The following is a 25,441-nucleotide window of genomic DNA, read 5'->3' as shown; positions in this document are numbered from 1 at the left end:
TTACTTTTTGTAATCAATATAAAATGATAACCAATCTACCACTTAATCACATTAGAAAAGGCTAACAGCGTAACCACCTAATATGGTCAGTTGTTAACCTTTGACTGTGTTGCACAAGATTGTCGTCATCTTAATAACTAATAACACTAATCCAATTTTTTAGCTAAAGCTTTAATATATGCTTTCAAAGCTTCACCAGTTTGTGGGTGTTGTAGCCCAAATTCAATATTAGTTGTCAAGAAACCAATCTTTGACCCAATATCATAACGGTCACCTTTAAATTCATGCGCATAAACATGTTGACGCTTATTTAATGAATCAATGGCATCAGTTAATTGAATTTCATTTCCCTTACCTGGCTTTGTTTTCTCTAATTCTTCGAAAATCTCAGGTGTTAATAGGTAACGACCAATAATCGCTAAATCAGAAGGTGCATCTTCTGGCTTTGGCTTTTCAACAAAAGTATTCACTTGGTGCAAACCAGGTTCAACTTCTTTTTCAGGAGCAATCACACCATATTCTGACACTTGATCATGTGGTACTCGCATGACAGCCAAAGTTGACTCACCAGTTGTATTGTAACGATCAATCAATTGCTTAGTCAATGGTTCTTGATCACTCATCAAATCATCTCCAAGCATAACAACAAATGGTTCGTCACCAATAAATGACTTAGCTGTCAAAACAGCATCACCTAACCCGCGTGGGTGTGATTGACGAATAAAGTATAAATTGATATCCGTTGTCTCTTGAACGATTTTTAACAATTCATCTTTGCCTTTTTCACGTAAGTTATTCTCTAATTCCGGATTTGAATCAAAATGATCTTCAATAGAACGCTTTGACTTACCATCAACAATAACAATATCTTCAATGCCTGAAGCTAATGCTTCTTCAATAATAAACTGAATTGTTGGCTTATCAACAATTGGTAGCATTTCTTTTGCTAATGCCTTTGTTGCTGGCAAGAAACGTGTTCCTAATCCGGCAGCTGGAATAATTGCTTTACGTACTGGTTTCATGATAATTCTACTTCCCTTCTTGTGAGACTGGTCGTCCCATTAATAATTGAATTGCTTCTTTAACATCTTGATTTTCATATAACACATGATAAATAGCTGATGTAATTGGCATTTCAACGTGCTTTTGCTGTGCTAATTCATGAGCAACTTTGGTTGTTGAAATACCTTCAATAACCATCCCCATATTGTCAATAATTTCGTCTAATCGCTTACCCTCGCCTAATTGCACACCCGCTCGATAATTACGAGAATGAACCGATGTTGCGGTTGCAAATAGGTCACCAACCCCTGATAATCCCATAAAGGTTATTGGGTTAGCACCAAAGGCTTGGCCTAAACGACTAATTTCAGCTAGTCCACGAGTGAACAATGCCGCTTTGGCATTTGCATCATAACCCAAACTTTCAAGTGCACCAGCACCAATAGCAATCACATTCTTTAGTGCAGCACCATATTCAGAACCAATAATATCTGTATTTGTATAAACACGGAAAACTTGATTACTTAGTGCTAATTGCACACGCTCAGCAGTTGCTAAATCGGTGCTAACTGCTGTAACTAGTGTTGGATCATGAACCATAACCCCTTCTGCATGTGATGGTCCTGAAATAACACCCAGGCCTTGTAGATAGGCTACTGGTACTTCTTCAGTCAACATTTCTGACACACGTTTGTATGTTTCTGGTTCCAGTCCCTTAGTTGCAGCCATCAAAATAATCGGTTGCTCTAATTGTTTAAGAACCGTTACCAACTGCTTTGCAACTTCACGTGTTGCTTTGGTTGGCACGACACTCAATACAATGTCCGCATCTTGAATAGCAAATTTCATATCTGCTGTCGCAACAACGCCTTTATTAATTAGACTGTCACCAAGATACTTACTATTACGATGCTTCTGATTGATTTCATCAACTTGTGATGCGCGATGGCTCCAGAGACGAACATCGTGTCCATTTTCAGCAGCAACATTTGCCAATGCCGTTCCCCACGATCCAGCACCTAAAACTGCAATAATTTCGTTACTCACGAGATTCCTCCTTCTTATTGCATGAATGGCAATATCATAATAATACCATATTCTAATATCTTCGCAATTTTATCATTAATCAACTGCCATAAATCAACAATATTCTACTTACTTTGAATTTTCAGCAATAAGATTATTCAAATTATTATTAAAAGTTTCAGTGGCATCAAAGCCCATTTTCTTAGCTCGGAAGTTTTTTGCTGCCGTTTCAATCAACACCGCTAGATTTCGTCCAGCTTGTACAGGTAAAACGAACCGAGGTAAGTCGACACCTTGAATATTAATAATTTCTTCACCATTTCCTAAACGATCAACTTCTTGATCATCATGCCATTTTGCTAGATGCAAATTAAAGGCGATTGTTGCATGAGAACGAACAGCACCGGCACCAAACAAATCCATGACATCAATAATACCAACACCCCGTAACTCCATCAAATTTCGGAGAATTGCAGGTGGTTCCCCTACCAAACGTTCATCATCTTGCGCATAAACATCAACACGATCATCCGCAATTAAACGATGACCACGTTGCACAAGCTCTAATGCCGTTTCAGATTTACCAACACCTGAATCGCCTGTAATCAAAACGCCTAAGCCGTACATATCTACTAAGACCCCATGAACAGATTGACGTTCAGCTAAACCACCACTTAAGAAATAAGTCATATTAGCTAAAATTTTTGAGGATGTTAATTCAGTAGCTAATACTGGAATATGTGTTTCGTCCGCCACCTGCATAAATTCTTTTGGTAGTTGTCGACCTGTTGAAACAACAAATGTCGGTGTGTTTGGTTGCATCATTTTTCTTGCAATGAGTAATAACTCTGCATGATTCATTCGATGAGCAAATGATGTTTCTGTAATGCCCATTAGTTGAATTCGTTCAGGTGCATAATAATTAAAATAACCCGTCATTTCTAGACCAGGTCTTGAAATATCTGGGGTTGTGATTTTACGGTCTAAATATTTTTCACCGGTGACGATTTTTAGACGCGTATTATCTAATAAATCTTTTACTGTTAATTCTTTTGCCATTTTCCAACACCTATCTTAACTATTGCTTATTGTCTTTACTAAAATAACTCGAAATTATCATATTTACGACAGACATAATGATTGCAATGAATACAGCCCATCCAAAGCTAGCAAATCGAAAGCCATCACCGACAACCCAGGCTGTCAGCCACAACACTAACCCATTAATAATTAAGCCAAATAAACCAAACGATAAAATGGTAAATGGCAATGCAAGCAAATGTAAGACTGGTTTCACGAGCGCATTTAAAATTCCCAAAATAACTGCAGCTAATATTGCGGTCCAAATACTTCTAATATATAGACCATCTCTAAATAATCCGGCCATTGCTAATAGCATAATCGTGTTAATAATAATTCGTTGCCAAAAAGAAAAATTTTTAAAAGTAACTGCTTTCATGTAAATCCTCCAGTTATTCCTAGCATCAGTATATCAAAATTATGCCTATATTTGGCTAAATATCCTACAATTTATCTAATACAAAATAAAAACCAGAAATGGAAATATCCATTTCTAGTATGATGGCAAATTCTTGATGACATTAATTGTTTTTAGCTCTAAATAAATCATTAAATGGTGACTCACCACTGTGAGCAACCTGGGTTAAAAACATCTTAACTGCTTGTTGTGTCGTTAACCCATTTTCTTTGAATACAGCATCTGCTGCATTACGAACATCCTCTTCAACGCGAATTTGAATTAATTTTTCCATGTGATACGTCCCCCTGTATCTTATCAGATATATTCAACTCACACCTCATTATATACCATTTCACAGAAAATAACTTAATCAAGTATAGATTTAAAATACAACTTATTAAGATTTTGCACTTTTATAAAAAAATACACCGTCTTTTAAAAGACGGTGTATTTCATTTGGCATTGCTAAGATTGACGCGTCTTAGCTCACGTGATGGTTACCCATCAGTCAACGTACACCCATTGAAAAATTCAAAGGTAGTCATGTGCAGTTAAGCAAGTTCCACAACTTCCTTAACATCCTCCAGCAATTCGGCTGTTAATGAGGACCGTTTATCAAAGATCATTTAAAATGATCCTCTCGACTCATCGCATAAAATACATTATACCATGTGAAATTTAAAAAGCAAATTTTTTTATATTTGACACCTAAATACGGATTACATACATGTACCATTACTATCTAAATTTTAAGATGGCGCTTACAATAACCAGTTATTAGGTATATAATATAGGTATATAAAGTGATTTATGTGAATAACAATTATTTATAAGGATGGTGACTGCCATGACAGAAGATAAGATTGCATATAAGAATATTTTGGCGCCACTTGATGGTTCAAAAATTTCTGAGGCAATAGTTGAAAAAGCTGCTGCTGTTGCGATACGTAACCAAACTGCTTTAGATCTATTATACGTCATTGATACTAATTCAATTTCTGGATTGGCTGGCATGTCAATTTCCGGCGATGTTGTTTATCAATTAGTACAAGATGCTGAAGAAAAGTTAGGCAAGTATGCAGAAATTGCACATCAACAAGGCGCTCAAGAAGTTAATATCCATGTCCGATTTGGATCACCAAAGACTGTCATTGCACGTGACTTCCCTAAGGATCACGATACCGGTTTGATTATGTTAGGTAAGTCAGGGTTGAACACTTTGGAGCGTTTACTCGTTGGTTCAGTTGCAGCTTTCGTTGTTCAGAATGCAAAAGTAGATGTTTTGATTGTGCAATAAACATAAAAATACCAGCCTGATTGCGGTTGGTATTTTTATTATCCAATTATAAATATTTTGCTTGCTATTAATAGTCACAATGAATTTTTATTAAAATTAAGTTATAATTATTTTATATTTTTAATCATAAGAAGAATTAGAGGGTGCATTATGAAAATTATAGGCAATACACTAGAAACAATTCACAAGTTTCGCCATGGACACCTTAGTAAACGTTGGTTAGAAGATCCCTTTTTAACATCAACTGCCTCATTAGGTGCTAATCGTAACGTTAAATTACAACTCTTATACTTAGACACTAATGATACTTTTTATTTAGTGGAAAGCACTTCAGCAATTGCCCATTCTTTGCAATATCGTGATGGTGCAATCAGTGTCTCCGAATGGACACCTGCTGACCTTGACGGCTTACTACGTAGTTACAATCAACCTGGTTTTGACAACTATTTCCAATTGATTGTGACAAACACTGCCATCGCCTACTCAAATTCTTCACATCAGAATTTTGTTAAATAATTGAAAAAACGCTAGTAAACGATATATAAAAAAGTTTGCTAGCGTTTTTATTATGTTTAAGATTTCTTTATCACCGTTGTGCTCAAAATTTTAACTGGATCAACTGGCGACGACTTTTCTGAGCCATCTGCATTGTCCTCTACCTTAGCACTAGCAATTTTATCAACAACCTCCATACCACTAATGACCTGCCCAAAGACTGTATAATTGCCATCCAATGATGGGTTGCCACCCTTTTTATACGCTTTAATGATTTTGTCTGGATAATTCTTTTTCTTTAACTGTGTCGAAGCATCTTCATGATTCTGATTAATAAAGAATTGTGATCCGTTAGTATCTTTACCAGAATTTGCCATCGATAAAGCCCCTCTAATATTATACAAAGATGCTGAAATTTCATTTTTAAACCCAGAGCCAGAATCAATTTTTTTATTCTTATTTTTCCAAATAGATGAACCACCTGTTCCGGTACCAGTTGGATCACCACCCTGAATCATAAAGTCACTAATTACACGATGAAAGATCGTATTGTTATAGTACCCTGTTTGCGCGTGCTTCACAAAGTTTTTAACTGCTAAGGGGGTATATTTATCAAACAGCTTTACTTTAATATCGCCAACCGTTGTTTTAATATCCACAACTGTCTCATTTTTACGAATAGTATTTGATAACTGTGGTAAGGCAATTTTATTTAATTGTTTCTTTGACAATTGCTGACTTGCTTTCGTTGTCGTCTGTTGACTTGAATGTGATGATTGATATGCAATCCCAATAACAACAGCCATGACAATGATAATGACACTTGCCACGATTATCTCTGATCGACCCTTCTTCATATTTGTTAACTCCCATTCCGTATTAACTTTAAAGCATAAATTATAAACATTATTGTATAACCTTTTACTTAGCCTAAAGATAAAATATTTTTTTGAATTAACGATTTGTCATTTTAAACTCTAAGAAATAATCATTATATCTACCAACCCAAGTAGGTCCTAAATCTTCATACACTTCCAGATTTGATAAAGTCTTCTTTGATGGATACCAAGCCTTATCATTTCTAATTGCTTTTGGTAACAAAGTTAGCGCCTTTTTATTGGGTGTCGCATACCCAACGTACTCTGCATTCTGAGCAGCATGTTTCGGTTCGCTCATAAAATTCAAAAATGCATAAGCTGCTTTTTTATTTTTAACTGTTTTTGGCATAACAATATTATCAAACCAAAGATTACCACCATCACTTGGCACAATATAATGCAAATGTTTATTTTCTGCCATCATTTCTGAAGCATCACCCGAGTAATCAACAGCAATCTTAGCTTCATTTTGTGCCATATACATCTTAATTTCATCAGCAACTATGGCTTTGACATTAGGCATCAGCGTATCCAACTTTCCCTTTGCTGCTGCTAGTTCTGGAATACTCTTCGTATTAACTGATTGTCCACTAGAAGCCAATGCCATCCCCATAATATCTCGAGATGAATCGATCAACATAATACTTTTCTTATACTGAGGACGCCATAAATCATTCCAAGTTTTTATTTCATTAGGCTTGATATACTTATCATTATAAACAATCCCCAACGTACCCCAAAAATAAGGTATGGAATACTTATTACCACGATCAAATGGTTGGTTTAAAAACTGTTTATCATAATTTTGCAGACCAGTTAGGCGTCGATGATCTAATGGCACCAACAAATTAGCTGCCTTCATTTTTTGAATCATATAATCAGATGGCACAGCTAAATCATAGTGGGTACCCCCCTGTTGAATCTTAGTAAACATTGCCTCATTTGAATCAAATGTTTCATAATCAACTTTATACCCTGTCTCCTTTTGAAACGTCTTAATTAAAGCCGGGTCAATATAGTCACCCCAATTATAAATCGTTAATTTTTGACTGTCTTTCCCCTTCACACCAGTATCATCAGTATGTTGCAATGTCAGATTGATACCAAACAAAATTAAAACAGCTGTTAAAATAATACTTGTTAACCAAATAATTTTCTTCATTATTGATGCACCACCATTCTAGTGTTGCGCTTTTTCTTACCATTTTTTGAACTATAGTTAGAAATAAAATAGTAAATAATCACTAACAATAGTGATAACAAGAACATCAATGCGGACATCGCGTTAATTGACAAATCAATACCTTGTCGTGCTCGTGAATATATTTCTACAGATAACGTTGAAAACCCATTACCAGTGACGAAAAAAGTTACTGCAAAATCATCAAGTGAATATGTAATTGCCATGAAAAAACCTGATAAGATACCTGGCCAAGCATAAGGAAGAATAACACGTGACAGTACTTGATAATTATTAGCACCTAAATCACGAGCTGCATCTACTAATGCGGGATTCATCTCATTCAATTTTGGTAAAATCATTAACACAACGATTGGAATCGAAAAAGCAATATGTGATAAGACCACTGACCCAAAACCTAGCTTTAATCCAATCATTGTAAAAAAGATCAAAAAACTCGCACCAATAATAACATCGGGTGACACCATCAAAACATTATTCAATGATAATAGAAGGTTTTTAACTGTTTGTTGCCGTGTATTATAGATGCCAATGGCACCAAACAGACCAATTAATGTCGCAATTAACGCTGATAATAGGGCAACAATAAACGTATTTATCAACATTTGCATCAAACGTGTATCAGCAAACATATCAACGTAGTGTCGCAGAGAAAAACCTGCAAAGTTAGCCATATAATCACCTTGATTAAAGGAATAAAAAATTAAATAAAAAATTGGTGCATACATTAATATAAAAACAAATACTAAGTAAATACTGGCCCATTTTTTGGTCTTATTTGCCATGTTTTACTCCCTTCTTTTTGCGATCTCTAGTCAACACCATCGTCAAAATCATCGCCACAATTAAAACAACACCTATTGTTGAGCCCATTCCCCAGTTTTGTGTCACTAAGAAATGCTCCTCAATTGCTGTTCCTAAAGTGATGACACGATTACCACCAATCAGACGCGTAATCATGAATAATGACAGTGTTGGAATAAAAACGGCTTGAATACCGGCTTTTACACCACTCATGGACAATGGAAAAATCACCTTAATCAGGGTTTGCCAAGATGTTGCCCCTAAATCACGAGCCGCATTAACATAACTTTGGTCAAGTTCAATCAAGGAATTAAATATAGGCATAATCATAAATGGTATTTCAATATAAGCCGCAACAATCAAAAAAGATAAATCCGTAAACATAATCTGATGTGGTCCAATACCAATCAGCGTTAAAAAATTATTGACAGTTCCTGATTTTGAAAATAGGCCAATAAAGGCATAGGCTTTTAATAATAAATTCACCCACGTTGGCAAAATGACTAACAATAACCAAAATTGTGCATGTTTCAACCGACTCATAATATATGCCATTGGATAGCTAATAAGCAATGTAATGACCGTCACAATAAAAGCAAAAAAAACTGAATTAAATGTCATTCGCAAATAAGTACCCGAACCAAAATAGGCCGCGTAATTTGCTAATGTAAAATGTCCGGAAAGATTGCCAAATGATTGTACAATTAATAAGATAAGTGGTGCAATAACGAATAAAACTAACCATAATATATAGGGGATGGTGTAACTAAAAGTGCCATGACGCTTCATTCAATTTCCTCCTCTACATCTTCATATTCTTCCATACGCGCATCGAAATCTTCTTCAGATTCGTTCAACCGCATAATGTGAATATCTTCTGGATCAAAGAACAAGCCTCTTCTTTCACCGATGACAGCTGGGTTTGTCGCTTGAATTTGCCAATTATTCTGATCATCGTCGTGTGCCGTAATTTCATAATAATCACCACGAAATGACTGATCATCAATAGTAACGACTAATTTCCCTTCTTCTACAGTGACTAAGTCCAAATCTTCTGGTCGTAAAACCACCTCAACGGATTCATTTGGTCTCATCCCACCATCAACATTTTCAAATTCTTTACCAGCAAATGAAACTAAATAGTCTTGACGCATGACACCAGGTAAAATATTTGATTCACCAATAAAATCAGCAACAAAATGATTAATTGGTGCATCATAAATATCGACTGGCGTCCCATTTTGTACAATTTCACCATCATTTGTCACAAAAATCCAGTCAGACATGGCCAATGCCTCTTCTTGATCATGTGTCACAAAAATGAATGTTATGCCTAATCTTTTTTGAATTTCACGTAGTTCATATTGCATATCTTTACGTAATTTATAATCTAATGCAGAGAGTGGCTCATCTAATAATAAGACTTCAGGATCATTAGCTAATGCTCGTGCAATAGCCACTCGTTGTTGTTGTCCACCAGACAATTCGGAAATTTCGCGATCTTCAAAACCCTCCAACTTAACTAATGACAACATTTCGGAAACTTTCGTTTTTATTTCAGTTTTATTTTTCCCTTTAATTGACATGCCAAATGCCACATTATCAAAGACATTCATATTTGGAAATAGTGCATAATTTTGAAAGACCGTATTCACTCGCCGTTTTTCAGGTGGTAAATCATTAATACGTTGTCCTTCAAATAAAATGTCACCAGAAGTTGCCTCTAGAAACCCAGCAATCAACCTTAAAATTGTTGTTTTACCTGAACCCGATGGTCCAAGTAAGGTATAAAATTTACCCGCTTCTATTTCTAAATCAACAGATTTTAGAACAATATTATCATCATATTGTTTTGCAACATGTTTAAATTCAATAATTGGTTGTGCCAATATCAGTACCACCCTTCTTTACATAACCTTAATTATACAAATTAATCAAAAAATAGTCGATACGTAAAGCCATCGTTACTTGTAAGAACAAAAAAGGACGCCAATAAATATTATTGGCGTCCTTCTTATATCTTTTTGAAAATCAAACTATTCAGCGTTTGATTCACCGTATTTAGCAATGATTTCTTCTTGTACATTCTTAGGTACAGCTTCATAGTGATCAAATGACATTTGGAAAGTACCACGACCTTGCGTAGCTGAACGCAAAGTAGTTGCATAACCAAACATTTCTGACAATGGCACCTTAGCATGGACTAACATTTGCTTACCACGTTGCTCTTGACCTTCAAGCAAACCACGACGAGCTGAAACGTGACCCATTGCATCTCCCAAATTATCTTCAGGAACAACAATGTCAACCTTCATGATTGGCTCCAAAATAACGGCTCCTGCAGTCTTTGCAGCTTCTCGCAAAGCTAATGAAGCAGCAATCTTAAAGGCAGCTTCAGATGAGTCGACATCATGGTATGAACCATCATACAACTTAGCCTTCAAATCAACCAATGGGAATCCAGCCAAAGGACCGTTGTTCAATGAATCCTTCAAGCCAGCTTCAACTGAAGGAATATATTCACGAGGAACAACACCACCAACGATGGCATCTTCGAATTCAAAGCCAGCACCTTCTTCGTTTGGTGAGAACTCAATCCAAACATCACCATATTGTCCTTTACCACCAGACTGACGCTTGAAGTATCCACGAGCTTGAACAGTCTTCGTGAATGCTTCACGGTAAGCAACTTGAGGTGCACCAACAGTAACATCAACGTGGAATTCACGCTTCATACGATCAACGATGATGTCCAAGTGCAACTCACCCATTCCTGAAATCAAAGTATCACCAGTTTCAGGGTTAGTCTCTGCACGGAATGATGGGTCTTCTTCAGCAAGCTTTTGCAAAGCAACAGCCATCTTTTCTTGGTCAGCTTTTGTCTTAGGCTCAACAGCCAATTGAATAACTGGGTCAGGGAATTCCATTGATTCCAAAATCAATTGACGATCTGGTGATGTCAAAGAATCACCAGTTGTTGTATCCTTCAAACCGATAGCAGCAGCGATATCACCTGAGAATACCTCAGGGATTTCTTTACGGTCAGTTGCGTGCATTTGTAGCAAACGTCCAACACGTTCACGTTTACCCTTTGAAGTGTTCATGATGTATGAACCTGACTCCAAAGTTCCAGTATAAACACGTAAGAATGTCAAACGACCAACGAATGGGTCAGTCATAACTTTGAAGGCTAAAGCAGCGAATGGATCTTCGTCGTTAGCAACCAAATCAATTTCTTCACCAGTATCTGGATCGTTAGCAACATATGGCTTAACATCTAGTGGAGATGGCAAGTACTCAACAACTGCGTCCAACATCATTTGGACACCCTTATCCTTGTAAGCTGAACCTGCAAGAACTGGGTAGAATTGTAGTGAAATTGTTGCGCGGCGAATAGCAGCCTTTAACTCGGCTTCAGAAATTTCTTCACCTTCTAAGTACTTATCCATGATTTCATCATCAACATCTGCGATAGCTTCAACCAATTCGTTGTACTTTTCTTCAACTAAATCTTTGTACTCATCAGGAATTTCACGTTCTTCCCATTCTTCACCAAGTTCAGTTGTTGGATACATTGCCTTCTTTTCGATCAAATCGATAACACCAGCAAAATCATCTTCAGCACCAATTGGCCATTGAATGGCTTTAGCGTTTGCATCCAAACGTTCCTTCAATGAATCAACAGACATTGCAAAATCTGCACCTAACTTATCCATCTTGTTAACGAAGACGATACGTGGTACTTCATAAGTCTCAGCTTGATGCCAAACTGTTTCAGTTTGTGGCTCAACACCAGCAGCCCCATCCAATACGGCTACGGCACCATCAAGTACACGCAATGAACGTTCAACTTCAATAGTAAAGTCTACGTGACCTGGGGTGTCAATAATGTTAACACGGTATGGTTCGTTCTTATATTGATCGTAAAAACCATGCCAAACAGCTGTCGTTGCGGCAGATTGGATCGTGATTCCACGTTCCTTCTCTTGGTCCATAAAGTCCATTTGTGAAGCACCATCATGTGTTTCACCAATCTTATGAATCTTACCAGTGTAATACAAAATACGCTCTGTCGTCGTTGTCTTACCAGCGTCGATGTGAGCCATGATTCCAATGTTACGAGTACGTAGCAAAGGATATTCACGCTTGTTAGCCATGAGTAATTCTCCTTGAATTTCTTAACATGCAATGCCTTATGCCACCGCATGTTGGTTGTCTAAATATATTATACCGTAAATACACCAAAAGTGGCTACTGTCATTTGACTGCAGCCACAAAATTGGATTATTACCAACGGTAGTGTGCAAAGGCACGGTTGGCTTCAGCCATCTTGTGTGTGTCTTCACGCTTCTTAACAGATGCCCCAGTATTGTTAGCAGCATCCATAATTTCCTTTGCCAAACGTTCTTCCATCGTATGTTCACCGCGGGCACGTGAGTATTGCACTAACCAGCGCAATCCCAGTGTCACACGACGCTCAGGACGAACTTCAACAGGAACTTGGTAGTTAGAACCACCAATACGGCGAGCTTTAACTTCCAATACGGGCATAATATTGTTCAATGCTTCTTCAAAGACAGCTAATGGTTCATTACCAGTAGCTTCCTTAATACGGTTAAAAGCATCGTATAAAATTGTTGAAGCAGTTCCACGCTTACCATCAAGCATCAAACGGTTGATCAAGCGTGAAACAAGCTTTGAGTTATAAATTGGATCTGGCAGAACTTCAGCCTGCTTAGTGTAACTCTTACGTGGCATTATTTAAGTCCTCCCTGATTATTTTTTCTTGTTCTTAGGGCGCTTTGCACCATACTTAGAACGTGATTGCATACGACCATCAACACCAGCAGTATCTAGTGCACCACGGATAATGTGGTAACGAACTCCAGGCAAGTCCTTAACACGTCCACCACGGATCAAAACAACTGAGTGTTCTTGAAGGTTGTGTCCAATACCTGGAATATATGCAGTAACTTCAATCAAGTTTGACAAACGTACACGAGCATACTTACGCAAAGCTGAATTAGGCTTCTTAGGTGTCATCGTGCCAACACGAGTAGCAACACCACGCTTTTGTGGTGAAGAAACACGAGTAGCTTTCTTTGATTGTGAGTTATAACCAAAGTTCAAAGCAGGTGACTTTGACTTTGTGCTCTGTGACTTACGAGGCTTACGAACCAATTGGTTAATTGTAGGCATTTCGAAGAGTCCCCTTTCAAATTTTCTTTATTATAGTATTTAGTCCACATTTCCAGGCGTATCATTAATTAAGCAACAATAACCCAGAAAGAGGGACTTATGTGGTACTTCTCGTTCACGAGTTCAGCACGTCGCGTAACCGCAAACACCCTGCTAACTAAAAGCACAATTAATAATATACCACCCTACGCCATATTATGCAACTTTTTATTGTATAAAAACGTTGATAGATTGGCTTTTAGTTTGCAAACAATCCCGGGCGTATCATTTTTGTTCAATTGAATTAGTAAAACGTCCTTATTGAAATAATCAAATTTTTTAGAAACGAGTCAACCATATGATTTTTGATTTACTATTATTAATTATTCTCATTTACTTAGCTTACCAAGACATTCATCAACAAACGATCAATAGTTTATGGCTTGCGCTCCCATTAATGATAGGCATGCTGTTTTATCGCGTACCAATTTGGTGGATCTTTTTTATCTATACTTCTATTCTTATAATCAATACTTATAACCAGGAACAATTCATTGGTAATGGCGATCTTGATGTGTTAGCAATTTTAGCATTGTATTTAGATTTTCAACATTTTTGGTTAGCATGTTGCATTGCCTGTGCTTGTCAATTAATATATCATCTCATTTTGCATGTGAAAAAAATTGCCTTCGTCCCAGCCCTATCTTTTAGTTATACCATTTGTTTATTATTAACATTAGTGTCTTAATTAATAAAAAGAAGCTGAGACATATTTTCTGTCCCAACTTCTTCGAATAAATTTTTCAATTGTTATTGACAAATTTATATTTTACTAAGCATTAAACCAATGCTAATAATTCAGCTTTCTTTGCTGAAGAAGCAAATTCAATACCATTTTCTGATAAGTATGCTTTGATTTCAGCGACGGTGTTCTTTTCAGTTGGCTTTGCAGTAGAAGCTGCTTTCTTTGGGGTAGCTGCGTTAATCGTAACACCCTTTTCTAAAGTAGCCGCTGATTTTTCTGCAACAACTTGTCCATCATCTGCCAAAGCTTTCTTTGCATCTTCAACTAAAGCTGAAAATGCTTCAAAGTCTGATACAGCTAGTTCAGCCAACATCTTACGATTCAAAGTTGAACCCATCAATGACAAACCGTTCATAAAACGTGAGTATGACAAACCGTTCATACGTGCACCAGCATTGATACGTGCAATCCATAACTTACGGAAGTTGCGCTTTGTTTGCTTACGATCACGGAATGCATAGAACCATGACTTCCAAACTTGTTGCTTAGCAACCTTGTAGTTGATGTGACGTTGACCACGATAACCCTTGGCCAACTTAATCATCTTCTTACGACGTGAACGCGTAACGTTACCACCCTTAACTCGCATGGGTATTTCCTCCAGTAATTTCTATTTTTATTTGGAACCAGTTATAACTATTAGAAATAGTAATAATTAACGGCTCAACAAGTGCGTATATGTCTTCAAAGTTGTGTGGTTCATCATTGAAGTACCACGTAATTGACGACGTTGCTTCTTAGTCTTACCGTGGAAACGGTGTGACGTATAGGCGTTAGCTGACTTCAACCCACCATTAGCAGTTTTCTTAAAACGCTTTGCTGAAGCGCGGTGTGTCTTATACTTAGGCATTGATATGTCCTCCAAACTGGTTTAATTACTTAGTTTCTTTGGGTGCAAGCACCATAAACATGCTGCGCCCTTCCATCTTAGCTCTTGATTCAACCTTTGCGATTTCTTCAAGATCCATTGCCATACGATTCATCACTTCACGCCCAATTTCCTTGTGCGTAATAGCACGTCCGCGGAAACGAATTGATACTTTCACTTTATTACCTTTATTCAAGAACTTGATTGCATTGTTCTTTTTTGTATTAAAGTCATTGACATCAATTGTTGGGCTAAGACGAATTTCTTTAACATTAACAACTTTTTGATTCTTTCGTTGTTCACGTTGCTTTTTCTGTGCTTCGAATTTAAACTTTCCATAGTTCATAATCTTGGCAACAGGTGGCTTAGCGTTGGCTTGCACCAATACCAAATCCAATTCAGCATCGTCAGCAAGGCGTTGTGCGTCTGCTTTAGACATAACACCTTGGTCACCGTCATCTGTGATTAGACGAACTTCACGTGCACGAATGCGATCATTGATTAAATCTTTTTGTTGTTGTGGTTGGCGTGCGTTTGCTATGATCCTTACCTCCGAAAAAACTTGCGATAAAGTAAAAGCGGCTTGTCGTGAAACACAACAACCCGCTATCTATCATCTGTACGATAAAATGATTAACCTGATAAGTAATCTTAACGAGGTGAATAGCGGGCAGCCATTACTTTATTTCCTAACAAATTCTTATTATACACTCGACTAATCTAAAGTCAAGGCTTTATTTAGTACACCATTGATGAATTTACGTGACTTATCATCAGTAAAATCATGGGCTAACTGCATTGCTTCATTCACTGCTATTTTTGTTGGTACTTCTGTATATTTCGCCTCATACAATGCTAAGCGCATCAAAACTAAATCTGTCGTATTTAGTCGTTCTAACGTCCAACCAGTAGTCAAATGGTCAGAAATAATTAAGTCTAATTCGTCTTGATGAGCGACAACACCTAAGACAATAGCTGTTAAATCTGCTGGTATTTCATCCTGCCAAGCAATTTCGGGATCACCAGATAATACTTGTGAAATTGTCATGTCTACATCAGCAGTTGCATTTAATGCTAATCCAAAAAGTGATTGAAAAGCAGCTTGACGAATTTGGTGTCGATTTAGTTCGCTCATTATTTTGTTCCTTCCACGTCTGGTTCTTCATCAAACAGATTGTTCACATCAACAGTACTCGTTGTTTTTTGCGATACAACACCTTGCACATGAACATTAACCAATGTCACAACGAGTTCTGTCATTGCTGCAACTTGAGATGTAATTTTTTGTTGAATATCATGTGCTACCTTGGGTACACTAACACCATAATTTAGGTATACATAGACATCTACAATGAGGCCATCTTCTGTTTGTTGTAACGTAACTCCTTTACCATGTACATGCCGTCCAAATGCTTCTTGTGCCCGTTCTGATAATGAACCACTTAAACGAGAAACACCTTTGACTTCTTGCGCAGCTAAACCTGCGATAATCTCTAATACACGCATACTAACCAAGGTTTCACCAGAGTCTTCATCTGAGTGTGTTAATACGATTGCCTCTTCTGCCATACGGAACCGACCTCCTAAATACGAAAGCGCCGGCCGGCAGCCGGTCGGCGCTTTCTAAATCAATATATCTATTATACCCAATTTTGTCAGTAAAGACTAGGCACGTGAAGTATATGATCCACCATTGTCAGTATTAACAACTAGCTTATCACCTTCATTAATGAAATCAGGCACAATAATAACTAGGCCAGTTTCCATTGTTGCTGGCTTACCACCCCCATTGGCAGTAGCCCCCTTAATACCTGGTTGCGTTTCCTTAACAGTTAACGTAACCGTCTTAGGTAGCTCAACATCTAAAATCTCACCATTATAAGTTGTAATTTTAACATTCATGTTTTCTAGCAAAAACTTCAATGCATCAGCAATTTTATCTGCTGGAATAGAAATTTGTTCGTATGTTTCGTTATCCATGAATACATGTTGATCACCATCTGCATACAAGTATTGCATATCTGTTTGATCAATGTTTGCCGTTTCAAACTTGTCACCAGGACGGAATGTTACTTCATTAACAGCACCTGTACGCAGGTTCTTCAACTTTGACCGTACAAAGGCTGCACCTTTACCAGGCTTAACGTGTTGGAATTCCAATACGCGCCAGATTGATTGGTTATACAAAATTGTTAAACCAGTTTTCAAGTCATTCATACCAATAGTTGCCATGATTGAGTTCTCCTAAATTTATGTCTTTCTGAATTATACTATCAGATTTTGTCGCTAAAAACTAGTATTATCGCTATTTTCAGCAAGGTGTCTTTTATTTTTTTATAAAGAAAATATTTTTCATAGTCTACGAAAAAGAATCGAAACATATGTTTCGATTCTTTTCAAATGTTTTTTATAGACGTGCTTTTAATGACTCTGTTAATTCTTCATAACCTGGCTTGCCTAACAAACCAAACATATTCCGCTTATAGTTTTCAACACCAGGCTGGTTAAATGGATTAATACCATTTAAGTAACCTGATATACCAACAGCAACTTCAAAGAAATAAATCATTTGACCTAAAGCAAATTCATTTTGCTTATCAATCTCAACAACCATATTTGGTACACCACCATCAACGTGTGCTAGCATTGTTCCTTCAGAAGCCGTGCGATTAACATAGCTCATCTGCTCCCCTTGCAAATAGCCCAAGCCGTCATCAGCGTCCATTGTTGGAATTGTAATATCAGTAACTGGTTCAGTAACTCGAACCAATGTTTCAAACAGATTACGACGGCCATCTTGAATATATTGACCAAAACTATGTAAATCAGTTGAGAAGTTTCCTGATGCAGGGAAAATACCCTTACCATCTTTTCCTTCAGACTCACCTTGTAATTGCTTCCACCATTCACCAAATTGTGCAAGTGTTGGATCATAATTAATCAATAATTCGGTTGTATATCCCTTACGATACAAAATATTACGATAAGCAGCATATTGATAAGCAGGATTCTTTGTCAAATCGGCATCTGCATACGCTTTTTCACCAGCTGCTGCACCAGCCATTAATTGTTCAATATCACCACCACCAGCTGCGATAGGTAGTAGACCAACAGCTGTTAATACTGAAAAACGACCGCCAACACCATCAGGCACAACAAACTCTTCATAACCTTCTTCATCAGCTAGCGTCTTTAAAGAACCACGTGCTGCATCAGTCGTTGCGTAAATACGCTCACGTGCACCCTCAACACCATACTTCTTTTCTAGTAATTGCTTTAATACTCGGAAAGCAATAGCAGGCTCAGTTGTTGTCCCTGATTTTGAAATAATATTAACTGAGAAATCACGATCACCAATCAATTTGATCAAACTATTTAAGTATGCTGGTGCAATTGAATTTCCTGCAAACAATATTTGTGGAAAATCACGATCTTCGTCACCATAATAGTTATTAAAATAATCATTTAGAAAATCAGTTGCTGCACGCGCACCTAAATAAGAACCACCAATACCCACAACAACTAACACTTTTGAATCTTTTTGAATCTTTTTTGCAGCTGTTTGAATACGAGCAAACTCATTTTTGTCGTATGTTGTTGGTAAATGTAGCCAGTCAGTGTATTCAGCACCAACACCAGTTCCTTGACGTAATAATTCGTCAGCAACATTAACCATTGGTTGCATCATTGATAATTCGTCTTCTCCAACAAAAGATGCCAATTTTGAAGTATCAAATGATAATGTGGTCATAATTAAATCCCTCTTCCTCTATATCGTTTGTCTGTTTATCGCTATCTCTCTTTGCGGTATAGACCAATTATAACTTTTAACGATTAAAAATGAAAGAGTTTCCATGTATTATTTTACACAATCTTTTGATACTAATCTAAATTATTAAACTTATATACCGTTTGATACGTTTGTTTCTTACCAGCTGGCAAAACAATATCACCAAAGCCTTCATGATTAATGGCATCTGATAATGTTTGTGCTTCCAATGCAACAGCATTATATGGATGCTTGTCAAACCATTCTCGATCACCTTCATGGTAAGCAACTGCTGGATCAGCAATGAAAAAGATAATTGCATTTCTATCAGAATACACTTCAATACTACGTCCTGATTTTGGATCTGAAACAACAGCAGCTGGTCGCCCAGCAACTTGATTAATTTCAAATGCATTATCAAATTTTACATCATACGGACCATCTAATTTTGATAGGTTATCACCAATTCTAGTTGGTTCGTTAAAATCAAACGGGGTATTTACATTGTCCAAAAAATTACCAGTTGGCGTCGTATCTTCTGGACGCAATTCCAACCGACGTTGTGAATGAATCTGTAAATACAAATCACGTGCATCAGTATCAATACCTGCTGGATTAAAGTAGCCATGACTAGTTGGATTATATAGTGTATCTTCATCCGATTCTGCGCAAAATGTCAAAACAACCTCATCATTGTCTGAAAACTTATAAGTCACTGATGTTGGCATCGTTCCTGGAAAATGATCAATTTCCTCAGTCATTGTTGTTGTAAATGTCACTGAATTTTCTGCTTCGTTCAGTGTATAATCCCACATTCTATTTGAGAAATTATCTTTACCACCATGTAAAGCATTTCCTAATTCATTATCCTTCAAATGGTATGTTTTACCATTTAATGTAAAAGTAGCACCAGTAATACGATTACCAACACGACCCACGATATCCCCAACTGAATAAAGCTGCTCCCAAAGTTTATCTGTCGTTTGTAAGCCGACCATTAAATCTTGTCCACTATTTGTTTTAAAGAATTGCCAAGTTGCACCCCATGTTGTCACACCAATTTTATGACCGTTTTTATTTTCAAGTACAATTTGCTTTGCAACTTCTCCATTTGGCATTTTACCAATTTCATGAACTGATATTGTCATCTTATTTCCCTCTTTCATTCCCCTAAAATAAACATATATAAATTTACAATATAGTTGTATTTTAACATATTCTTTTGTTTACAATTGTACATAAATAAACCGTTTTCATAACGATTAGAACTTCGTAAAATAAAAAAGGCCTCAACCACAGAAATAGTCTAGGTAGAGACCTCGTATAACAATGAACTTGTAAATGATACAAGAATTCACTAATTTGCTTTTGTTGGTAGTGAAATATCAAATTTTGTGCCAATGCCTAATTTTGATGATACCTGAATATCACCTTGATTTACTCTAACCAATTGTTGCACAATTGCCATACCCAAGCCTGATTCGCCACGCTTTGTTCTTGATGGGTCTGCTTTATAATATCGCTGCCAAATTTTAGACAACTCGTCTTGCGTCATACCAATACCAGTATCAGTAATCACAATATGCGCTTGTGTATCTTTTTGATAAACTTCTACAGTAATAATCCCATTCGTTGTAAATTGAATCGCATTCGCGAAAACATTCATTAATATTTGCTCAGTCTGATCTAGATCTGCGTACACACAAATATCATCCTGTATTAAATTTTGAATTTCGTCACCAACTTCTTCGGCTTGCCGCATTAATTGTGTCATTAAACGTTCAATCACCGGCAAAATATAAAATTTTTCCGGTTTATTTTCAATATGCTTTTGTCTTAATCGTTCGTACGATAGTGTTGATTTAATTAATCGTGTTAATCGATCAGCTTCTTCTTTAATCATGTCATATGAATGTTGTTGCTCTTCTGGACTAATAACACCATACTGCAATCCTTCAGCAATACCTGCAATTGTTGTTAGTGGGGTTCGCATTTCATGGGAAGCATTTGACAACATTGCTGCTTCTTCATTTTTTTGGGTAGCAATTTGTTCTTTTAATGTTGCTATTTCATCTTTCTGTCGTGCGACAATAGTCACTTGTCTATGGAAAATGATTACGTTAACTAGACCAATCACAAAGGTTATTAATACAATTAAAATAATGGCAAGTTTCATTGTATCGACTACTAGCATGATCATTAATAAAATTAGTAGCATAACAACGCTTACTGGCAAGACTTTAGCCCACTTATTTTTCATCTATTCATCTCAATCATTTATTTCATTGGTGTTTCAGGGACATTTGAATCATCAAATTTATAGCCAACTCCCCACACTGTTTGAATAATTTGTGGTCCAACTTTTTCAATTTTTTGGCGCAATTTTTTAACATGTGCATCAACAGTCCGTTCATCACCAAAATATTCATAATCCCACACCAACTGTAATAATTGATCTCGTGAAAATACTTGGCGTTGCTTTTTTGACAATACACGTAGCAAATCAAATTCCTTTGGTGTTAAATCTGGAATCAGCACACCATTTAAATAAGCTTCACGTGTCCGTGAATTCAATTTAAATGTGCGTGTCTGAATATCAAAATCATCAACAGCATCTTCATCATGATTTGCTGGTTGCATTGTCGCACGTCGATGAAGGGCCTTAATTCTCGCAATTAAAGTAATTGGACTAAATGGCTTTGTGACATAGTCATCTGCGCCAACCTCAAAACCAAGTACTTGATCTGAATCTGAATCACGAGCAGTCAACATTAATAATGGTACATCTGTTGATATTTCCCTAATTTTTAATGCTACTTGCATACCATCTATTTTTGGTAAATTTAAATCAAGTATAACAACATCCCATGCCGAAGCATTTTCAGTAAATAATTGTAATGCTTCTTCGCCATCATAGGCGTTCGTCACATCCCATTTCTCTTTTTTATAAAACATCCCCATCATCTCTGATACAGAGGCATTATCTTCTATCATTAACAGTTTCATTTTCTTACCTATATTCTATTAACAGCGCTTATTTTCTTTCGTAAATCTTTACCTCTTATTATACAACGATGTTTCTTAAAACTTTTTAATAAGTTATTTCATGACTGCAACACTAAAAGCACATATATATCAAAATAAGAGAGATTTATTTTTCAAGTCATATAAATACATAGAAAAACACTGAAAAAGATGAAACGAGATTGATACGTTTCATCTTGTTCATAACAAACGCTTTGAACGTTGCCATATGTTTATTTTGGTAAATTAAATTTCATTTCTGCCGGTTTTGTTTCTACTAATATATTGCCTTCATGAACAGAATACAATAATTCAGCACGTTCATTGAGCGCATTATACCAATTATCAGCATTGAAAATTAAGAAATTAGCCGGTTTACCAACTGTAATACCATAACTATCTTCTACTTGGAGAGCACGAGCACCATTGCTAGTAATAAAGTGGTATGAATTCATAATTTCTGTATGACCCATGATTTGCGTTGCATGTAAGCCCATATGTAAGACATCCATCATATTACCATTTCCCATTGGATACCATGGATCTTTAATATCATCTTCACCAAAAGCAACATTTAATCCTTCTTGATCTAACTCCTTGACTCGAGTTAAACCACGACGTTTTGGATAGGTATCAAAGCGACCACCCAAGTACATATTTATTAATGGATTAGCAACAAAATTAATATCAGACATCTTTAATAATCGCATCAACTTCGATACATACGCATCGTTATAAGATCCCATTGCTGTTGTGTGAGATGCTGTGACTTTTTCTTTTAAGCCAGTCTCTAATGCAAGCATTGCAAGTGTTTCTAGACCGCGTGAAGCAGGGTCATCAATTTCATCTGTGTGCGCATCAATTAACAAGTGATACTTTTCAGCTAATTCAAATACAAAATGCAATGATTCAACCGAATATTCACGTGTAAATTCAAAATGTGGAATGGCACCAATGGCATCCACCCCCATTTCTGCAGCTTTAGTCATTAATGCCTTACCATTAGGAAATGACAAAATGCCTTCTTGTGGGAACGCAACTAATTGTAATGTCATCCATGGCTTAACTTCTTCACGTACTTCTAACAATGCTTTTAGCGCAACCAGATTAGGATCGGTGACATCAACATGTGAACGAACAAACTGCAGTCCATGAGCAGCCTGAATCTTCAACGCTTTAATTGCCCGCTCCTTAACGTCTTCATGAGACAACGTTTGTTTGCGCTCACTCCAAATGCGGATACCATCAAATAATGTACCACTTTCATTCCATTCTGGTTGTCCAGCTGTCATTGTAGAGTCTAGATGAACATGTGGATCAACAAAAGGTGGAATCATCAACTTTCCTGTTGCATCAATCATTTGCTCACCCTGTTGTGGCTCTATATGATCACTAATCTCTGCAAATTGACCATTCATGATTCGAACATCTTGTCGCGTTTGCGCATTTTCTATCACAACTTGTTTGATTAACATTTGATTATCTCCTTAAAGACTACGCTTTTTTATGTTTTTGTGGGTTTAACTTAAACCCATAATATTTATGTCCTTTGTATGTTTGTTGCGCTAATTTTCCCTGAGCAATATATGGTTTTCCACGCTTCGTCTTTGTCTCAAAATGAATCGTTTGCCCCTTTAAAAGTTGTTGAATCTCTGAATCTGAAAAAGTATGATTACTCCATGTTCGAGAAAAACTAATCTCTTGTCCATCAAAGTGGGCCATTACTTTTTCAGTCACTTGTTTTCGGGATTTGCGCTTTGTTTGTATTTTTGGTTTTCCTAATAGCGTTTCTAATTTTTGCGCATTATTAATCATGATTGGCATATCATGTTGCACAACTTGTGTTACTGAATCAAGCGCCTGAGACATGTCTATTTTAAATTCACCCACTTCATTCATAATTTCAAATAAACGTTTGGTAATCTTAGGTGATGCAATCCATGTATCTTGTACCATGACCGCTGACACATTTCCAACGTCTGTTAAAGTCAAACGTCCTTTATACTCCTGCATCATCTTTCGTGTTCCACGACTGATATCCGATAATGTTGAGACACGCGTTGCCCCTGTACCAACATTATTTTTCTCTAAAAAGGCCATTAACCATTTTGTTGTTGGATAAACTGGTTTTGGATTAACACCTTCAAAAACAAACGGTGATGCCGTTTGACCAAGCTGAGTACTTTCCAAATTATTGGGCTTCTGATTATCTTGTAACGCTGCCTGTGCATCATATACCAATCGATAATTTAAGGAAATTGGTAGATTGAACGATGTTTGAAACAATGGATATTGTTTCAAATTAGCTGTCACGTGATCATAGATATAATCTTCTGCTAGCATTGCCAGATAATTTTTAGCTAAAATTTCGTATATTGCACGAGCACTTTTCCCATATTTTAATAACATTGTTAAATCTGCCGGCACATTTTCACCTGGTCGATTTGCACCGTGAGAACCGGTAGCTGTCACATGTGTCGATCGTGGTTTACGATGTGTCAATAATTTTGTATCGACGCCTACTAAAGTCGCAATTTGATCAACTTTAGGTAATAATGCATAAAATTGCTCAGGGGTCACTGTTTTATCATCTGTTCTAGGATATGACACAATTTGTGCCTCATACAAACGTTGATATGTTTGTAGCACCTCTTGGCTATCAAAACCACGTGGGGCCAAAATGGCTGCTAATCCTGCAAGATCTAATAACTTATCAGGCGCTTGTTGTTTTCTCGTGTGCTTTTCATTAACCACATCTGCAATTTGGTAACCCTGTAACTCTTGTTGTGCTTGCTGCTGATCTAAATAGCGCCAATTGACCTTTTTTTCTTTCGTAATACTCCGTTTAAAAGTATGCCCTGTAGTATCCTTAAATCTAACCTCAAAAAAGGGTTGTTTAACATAATTTTTAATGGCTTGTTGTTGTTGATAAATTTTCCAAACAATGACTGATTTTAATCTTCCTTCACGTGCAACAACTTTAAATCCGGCTTTTTTTGCTGCAGTTGTCGCAATCCGAGTTAATTGCATCGAAGCAAAATCCCAACGACTACGAGTTTCACCCTTTAAATAAGCACCATGTGTGGTTTTATCAGAAACATTTGTCAACGTTTGCATTGCTTGTCGAATACTATCTGGTGCCTCATCAATAAAATTTGCTCGCAATACTTGACCTTGCCAATTAATTGCATCGATCACTTCCCAAGCAAGTAAATCACCTTCACCAGATGGATCAGTATCCGTTGCAATCACAATGGCATCGTAATCATGCTGACTTTCTTCTTTTAAAGCCAGCAACTCTGATCTCGTAGATCGTAATCTTTTTGTTTTTGGTTGCCGTTGTTTTAAAAAAGTCCGTTGCCAGCTCATTTCTGACAAATTCCAAGGCATATTCTTCACTGCCCATGATTTATATATGGCTGCCTTTTCTGATGCAACCATGTCCTCAGGTTCTTTAAATACCATCATATGGCCATGCAAATGAACAATATGGTAATAATTACCAGCAAAATTACCCGACTGACCACCCAAGGCTTTGATGAAATTTTTTGCGGCTGAAGGTTTCTCGGTCACAATTAAATACTTTGCCATGTTTTATATCCTCAATTGGCCAT

At 36.8% G+C, this 25,441-nt stretch carries 28 protein-coding genes and 1 pseudogene; 3 read left to right on the top strand and 26 right to left on the bottom strand.

Annotation, left to right across the window (positions count from 1 at the left end; all coding sequences use genetic code 11):
- Window positions 1-146: 146 nt before the first annotated feature.
- The 5 genes from galU to AC3B5D_RS00850 all read right to left on the bottom strand — a co-directional run bounded on the left by galU (window position 147) and on the right by AC3B5D_RS00850 (window position 3,800).
- Window positions 147-1,022, bottom strand: a complete 876-nt coding sequence (gene galU, locus AC3B5D_RS00870) for a UTP--glucose-1-phosphate uridylyltransferase GalU (protein ID WP_489839973.1) — start codon at window positions 1,020-1,022, stop codon at window positions 147-149.
- Window positions 1,023-1,029: 7 nt separating this feature from the next.
- A complete protein-coding gene (locus AC3B5D_RS00865; RefSeq protein WP_489839974.1) occupies window positions 1,030-2,049 on the bottom strand; it encodes an NAD(P)H-dependent glycerol-3-phosphate dehydrogenase in 1,020 nt (339 codons plus the stop codon).
- 108 nt (window positions 2,050-2,157) lie between these two features.
- On the bottom strand, window positions 2,158-3,087 hold the full coding sequence (hprK, locus tag AC3B5D_RS00860; protein WP_489839975.1) for an HPr(Ser) kinase/phosphatase: 930 nt from the start codon (window positions 3,085-3,087) through the stop codon (window positions 2,158-2,160).
- Between the two features lie 19 nt (window positions 3,088-3,106).
- Entirely contained in the window at window positions 3,107-3,487 is a 381-nt protein-coding gene (locus AC3B5D_RS00855; RefSeq protein WP_489839976.1) for a phage holin family protein, read from the bottom strand.
- A gap of 142 nt (window positions 3,488-3,629) precedes the next feature.
- Window positions 3,630-3,800, bottom strand: a complete 171-nt coding sequence (locus tag AC3B5D_RS00850) for a type II toxin-antitoxin system RelB/DinJ family antitoxin (RefSeq protein ID WP_489839977.1) — start codon at window positions 3,798-3,800, stop codon at window positions 3,630-3,632.
- A 555-nt stretch (window positions 3,801-4,355) separates the two neighbouring features.
- Between AC3B5D_RS00850 and AC3B5D_RS00845 the strand changes: the two genes are divergently transcribed.
- Together AC3B5D_RS00845 and AC3B5D_RS00840 are read left to right on the top strand one after the other, a co-directional pair.
- Complete coding sequence (locus tag AC3B5D_RS00845; protein WP_489839978.1) at window positions 4,356-4,805, top strand: universal stress protein; 450 nt, start codon at window positions 4,356-4,358, stop codon at window positions 4,803-4,805.
- 150 nt (window positions 4,806-4,955) lie between these two features.
- The gene (locus tag AC3B5D_RS00840; protein ID WP_489839979.1) at window positions 4,956-5,321 is read left to right on the top strand and encodes a hypothetical protein; all 366 of its coding nucleotides are present in this window, start codon (window positions 4,956-4,958) and stop codon (window positions 5,319-5,321) included.
- A 56-nt stretch (window positions 5,322-5,377) separates the two neighbouring features.
- Here AC3B5D_RS00840 and AC3B5D_RS00835 read toward each other — a convergent pair whose 3' ends face one another.
- The 8 genes from AC3B5D_RS00835 to rpsL form a co-directional block, all read right to left on the bottom strand.
- Window positions 5,378-6,157: a peptidylprolyl isomerase gene (locus tag AC3B5D_RS00835; protein ID WP_489839980.1), complete on the bottom strand. Its 780-nt coding sequence runs from the start codon at window positions 6,155-6,157 to the stop codon at window positions 5,378-5,380.
- 97 nt (window positions 6,158-6,254) lie between these two features.
- On the bottom strand, window positions 6,255-7,340 hold the full coding sequence (locus AC3B5D_RS00830) for an ABC transporter substrate-binding protein (RefSeq protein ID WP_489839981.1): 1,086 nt from the start codon (window positions 7,338-7,340) through the stop codon (window positions 6,255-6,257).
- Window positions 7,340-8,164, bottom strand: coding sequence for an ABC transporter permease (locus tag AC3B5D_RS00825; RefSeq protein WP_489839982.1), 825 nt, complete (start codon window positions 8,162-8,164; stop codon window positions 7,340-7,342). The genes AC3B5D_RS00830 and AC3B5D_RS00825 overlap by 1 nt, the downstream gene beginning before the upstream one ends.
- Complete coding sequence (locus AC3B5D_RS00820) at window positions 8,154-8,972, bottom strand: ABC transporter permease (RefSeq protein ID WP_489839983.1); 819 nt, start codon at window positions 8,970-8,972, stop codon at window positions 8,154-8,156. Before AC3B5D_RS00820 ends, AC3B5D_RS00825 begins: the two co-directional genes overlap by 11 nt.
- Window positions 8,969-10,072 (bottom strand): ABC transporter ATP-binding protein, encoded by a 1,104-nt coding sequence (locus tag AC3B5D_RS00815; protein ID WP_489839984.1) that lies wholly within the window; start codon window positions 10,070-10,072, stop codon window positions 8,969-8,971. The genes AC3B5D_RS00820 and AC3B5D_RS00815 overlap by 4 nt, the downstream gene beginning before the upstream one ends.
- A gap of 147 nt (window positions 10,073-10,219) precedes the next feature.
- Window positions 10,220-12,340 (bottom strand): elongation factor G, encoded by a 2,121-nt coding sequence (gene fusA, locus AC3B5D_RS00810; protein ID WP_489839985.1) that lies wholly within the window; start codon window positions 12,338-12,340, stop codon window positions 10,220-10,222.
- 130 nt (window positions 12,341-12,470) lie between these two features.
- Window positions 12,471-12,941: a 30S ribosomal protein S7 gene (gene rpsG, locus AC3B5D_RS00805; protein WP_074427543.1), complete on the bottom strand. Its 471-nt coding sequence runs from the start codon at window positions 12,939-12,941 to the stop codon at window positions 12,471-12,473.
- A gap of 18 nt (window positions 12,942-12,959) precedes the next feature.
- Entirely contained in the window at window positions 12,960-13,382 is a 423-nt protein-coding gene (gene rpsL, locus AC3B5D_RS00800; protein WP_489839986.1) for a 30S ribosomal protein S12, read from the bottom strand.
- Window positions 13,383-13,719: 337 nt separating this feature from the next.
- Here rpsL and AC3B5D_RS00795 point away from each other — a divergent pair, with 337 nt between their 5' ends.
- Entirely contained in the window at window positions 13,720-14,109 is a 390-nt protein-coding gene (locus AC3B5D_RS00795; RefSeq protein WP_489839987.1) for a prepilin peptidase, read from the top strand.
- A gap of 91 nt (window positions 14,110-14,200) precedes the next feature.
- Here the strand turns inward: AC3B5D_RS00795 and AC3B5D_RS00790 are convergent, their stop codons facing one another.
- The 13 genes and pseudogenes from AC3B5D_RS00790 to AC3B5D_RS00730 form a co-directional block, all read right to left on the bottom strand.
- On the bottom strand, window positions 14,201-14,278 hold the full coding sequence (locus AC3B5D_RS00790) for a HeH/LEM domain-containing protein (protein ID WP_489878206.1): 78 nt from the start codon (window positions 14,276-14,278) through the stop codon (window positions 14,201-14,203).
- 63 nt (window positions 14,279-14,341) lie between these two features.
- Window positions 14,342-14,755 (bottom strand): annotated as a pseudogene (gene rplT, locus AC3B5D_RS00785) (50S ribosomal protein L20); the annotation flags it as partial.
- A 66-nt stretch (window positions 14,756-14,821) separates the two neighbouring features.
- Window positions 14,822-15,016, bottom strand: a complete 195-nt coding sequence (gene rpmI / locus AC3B5D_RS00780; RefSeq protein ID WP_002828932.1) for a 50S ribosomal protein L35 — start codon at window positions 15,014-15,016, stop codon at window positions 14,822-14,824.
- A gap of 25 nt (window positions 15,017-15,041) precedes the next feature.
- Window positions 15,042-15,575, bottom strand: coding sequence for a translation initiation factor IF-3 (gene infC / locus AC3B5D_RS00775; RefSeq protein ID WP_489840600.1), 534 nt, complete (start codon window positions 15,573-15,575; stop codon window positions 15,042-15,044).
- Window positions 15,576-15,749: 174 nt separating this feature from the next.
- On the bottom strand, window positions 15,750-16,169 hold the full coding sequence (gene nusB / locus AC3B5D_RS00770) for a transcription antitermination factor NusB (protein ID WP_489839988.1): 420 nt from the start codon (window positions 16,167-16,169) through the stop codon (window positions 15,750-15,752).
- Window positions 16,169-16,603, bottom strand: a complete 435-nt coding sequence (locus AC3B5D_RS00765) for an Asp23/Gls24 family envelope stress response protein (protein ID WP_489839989.1) — start codon at window positions 16,601-16,603, stop codon at window positions 16,169-16,171. The genes nusB and AC3B5D_RS00765 overlap by 1 nt, the downstream gene beginning before the upstream one ends.
- A gap of 96 nt (window positions 16,604-16,699) precedes the next feature.
- Window positions 16,700-17,266: an elongation factor P gene (efp, locus tag AC3B5D_RS00760; RefSeq protein ID WP_489839990.1), complete on the bottom strand. Its 567-nt coding sequence runs from the start codon at window positions 17,264-17,266 to the stop codon at window positions 16,700-16,702.
- Window positions 17,267-17,441: 175 nt separating this feature from the next.
- Entirely contained in the window at window positions 17,442-18,785 is a 1,344-nt protein-coding gene (locus AC3B5D_RS00755; RefSeq protein WP_489839991.1) for a glucose-6-phosphate isomerase, read from the bottom strand.
- Window positions 18,786-18,916: 131 nt separating this feature from the next.
- Window positions 18,917-19,951, bottom strand: a complete 1,035-nt coding sequence (locus AC3B5D_RS00750; protein WP_489839992.1) for an aldose epimerase family protein — start codon at window positions 19,949-19,951, stop codon at window positions 18,917-18,919.
- 209 nt (window positions 19,952-20,160) lie between these two features.
- Entirely contained in the window at window positions 20,161-21,063 is a 903-nt protein-coding gene (locus tag AC3B5D_RS00745) for a sensor histidine kinase (protein WP_489839993.1), read from the bottom strand.
- A gap of 17 nt (window positions 21,064-21,080) precedes the next feature.
- Window positions 21,081-21,809 (bottom strand): response regulator transcription factor, encoded by a 729-nt coding sequence (locus tag AC3B5D_RS00740; protein WP_489839994.1) that lies wholly within the window; start codon window positions 21,807-21,809, stop codon window positions 21,081-21,083.
- Between the two features lie 251 nt (window positions 21,810-22,060).
- The gene (gene codA / locus AC3B5D_RS00735) at window positions 22,061-23,302 is read right to left on the bottom strand and encodes a cytosine deaminase (protein ID WP_489839995.1); all 1,242 of its coding nucleotides are present in this window, start codon (window positions 23,300-23,302) and stop codon (window positions 22,061-22,063) included.
- Window positions 23,303-23,321: 19 nt separating this feature from the next.
- Entirely contained in the window at window positions 23,322-25,418 is a 2,097-nt protein-coding gene (locus AC3B5D_RS00730) for a DNA topoisomerase (RefSeq protein WP_489839996.1), read from the bottom strand.
- Window positions 25,419-25,441: the final 23 nt, after the last annotated feature.

The organism is Weissella sp. ESL1177 (genome assembly GCF_058107185.1).
Note: the sequence above shows the minus strand (reverse complement) of the source record. Positions and strands in the feature narration are given on the sequence as shown.

What these genes read in the sequence shown, in the direction of transcription:
- galU (WP_489839973.1), bottom strand. Translation starts at nt 1,022, where the DNA reads ATGAAACCAGTACGTAAAGCAATTATTCCAGCTGCCGGATTAGGAACA.
- AC3B5D_RS00830 (WP_489839981.1), bottom strand. Translation starts at nt 7,340, where the DNA reads ATGAAGAAAATTATTTGGTTAACAAGTATTATTTTAACAGCTGTTTTA.
- AC3B5D_RS00835 (WP_489839980.1), bottom strand. Translation starts at nt 6,157, where the DNA reads ATGAAGAAGGGTCGATCAGAGATAATCGTGGCAAGTGTCATTATCATT.
- AC3B5D_RS00795 (WP_489839987.1), top strand. Translation starts at nt 13,720, where the DNA reads ATGATTTTTGATTTACTATTATTAATTATTCTCATTTACTTAGCTTAC.
- rpmI (WP_002828932.1), bottom strand. Translation starts at nt 15,016, where the DNA reads ATGCCTAAGTATAAGACACACCGCGCTTCAGCAAAGCGTTTTAAGAAA.
- AC3B5D_RS00765 (WP_489839989.1), bottom strand. Translation starts at nt 16,603, where the DNA reads ATGGCAGAAGAGGCAATCGTATTAACACACTCAGATGAAGACTCTGGT.
- efp (WP_489839990.1), bottom strand. Translation starts at nt 17,266, where the DNA reads ATGGCAACTATTGGTATGAATGACTTGAAAACTGGTTTAACAATTTTG.
- AC3B5D_RS00855 (WP_489839976.1), bottom strand. Translation starts at nt 3,487, where the DNA reads ATGAAAGCAGTTACTTTTAAAAATTTTTCTTTTTGGCAACGAATTATT.
- AC3B5D_RS00820 (WP_489839983.1), bottom strand. Translation starts at nt 8,972, where the DNA reads ATGAAGCGTCATGGCACTTTTAGTTACACCATCCCCTATATATTATGG.
- AC3B5D_RS00755 (WP_489839991.1), bottom strand. Translation starts at nt 18,785, where the DNA reads ATGACCACATTATCATTTGATACTTCAAAATTGGCATCTTTTGTTGGA.
- nusB (WP_489839988.1), bottom strand. Translation starts at nt 16,169, where the DNA reads ATGAGCGAACTAAATCGACACCAAATTCGTCAAGCTGCTTTTCAATCA.
- rpsL (WP_489839986.1), bottom strand. Translation starts at nt 13,382, where the DNA reads ATGCCTACAATTAACCAATTGGTTCGTAAGCCTCGTAAGTCACAGAGC.
- codA (WP_489839995.1), bottom strand. Translation starts at nt 23,302, where the DNA reads ATGTTAATCAAACAAGTTGTGATAGAAAATGCGCAAACGCGACAAGAT.
- AC3B5D_RS00745 (WP_489839993.1), bottom strand. Translation starts at nt 21,063, where the DNA reads ATGAAAAATAAGTGGGCTAAAGTCTTGCCAGTAAGCGTTGTTATGCTA.
- AC3B5D_RS00840 (WP_489839979.1), top strand. Translation starts at nt 4,956, where the DNA reads ATGAAAATTATAGGCAATACACTAGAAACAATTCACAAGTTTCGCCAT.
- AC3B5D_RS00750 (WP_489839992.1), bottom strand. Translation starts at nt 19,951, where the DNA reads ATGACAATATCAGTTCATGAAATTGGTAAAATGCCAAATGGAGAAGTT.
- AC3B5D_RS00850 (WP_489839977.1), bottom strand. Translation starts at nt 3,800, where the DNA reads ATGGAAAAATTAATTCAAATTCGCGTTGAAGAGGATGTTCGTAATGCA.
- hprK (WP_489839975.1), bottom strand. Translation starts at nt 3,087, where the DNA reads ATGGCAAAAGAATTAACAGTAAAAGATTTATTAGATAATACGCGTCTA.
- AC3B5D_RS00730 (WP_489839996.1), bottom strand. Translation starts at nt 25,418, where the DNA reads ATGGCAAAGTATTTAATTGTGACCGAGAAACCTTCAGCCGCAAAAAAT.
- rpsG (WP_074427543.1), bottom strand. Translation starts at nt 12,941, where the DNA reads ATGCCACGTAAGAGTTACACTAAGCAGGCTGAAGTTCTGCCAGATCCA.
- fusA (WP_489839985.1), bottom strand. Translation starts at nt 12,340, where the DNA reads ATGGCTAACAAGCGTGAATATCCTTTGCTACGTACTCGTAACATTGGA.
- AC3B5D_RS00845 (WP_489839978.1), top strand. Translation starts at nt 4,356, where the DNA reads ATGACAGAAGATAAGATTGCATATAAGAATATTTTGGCGCCACTTGAT.
- AC3B5D_RS00740 (WP_489839994.1), bottom strand. Translation starts at nt 21,809, where the DNA reads ATGAAACTGTTAATGATAGAAGATAATGCCTCTGTATCAGAGATGATG.
- AC3B5D_RS00825 (WP_489839982.1), bottom strand. Translation starts at nt 8,164, where the DNA reads ATGGCAAATAAGACCAAAAAATGGGCCAGTATTTACTTAGTATTTGTT.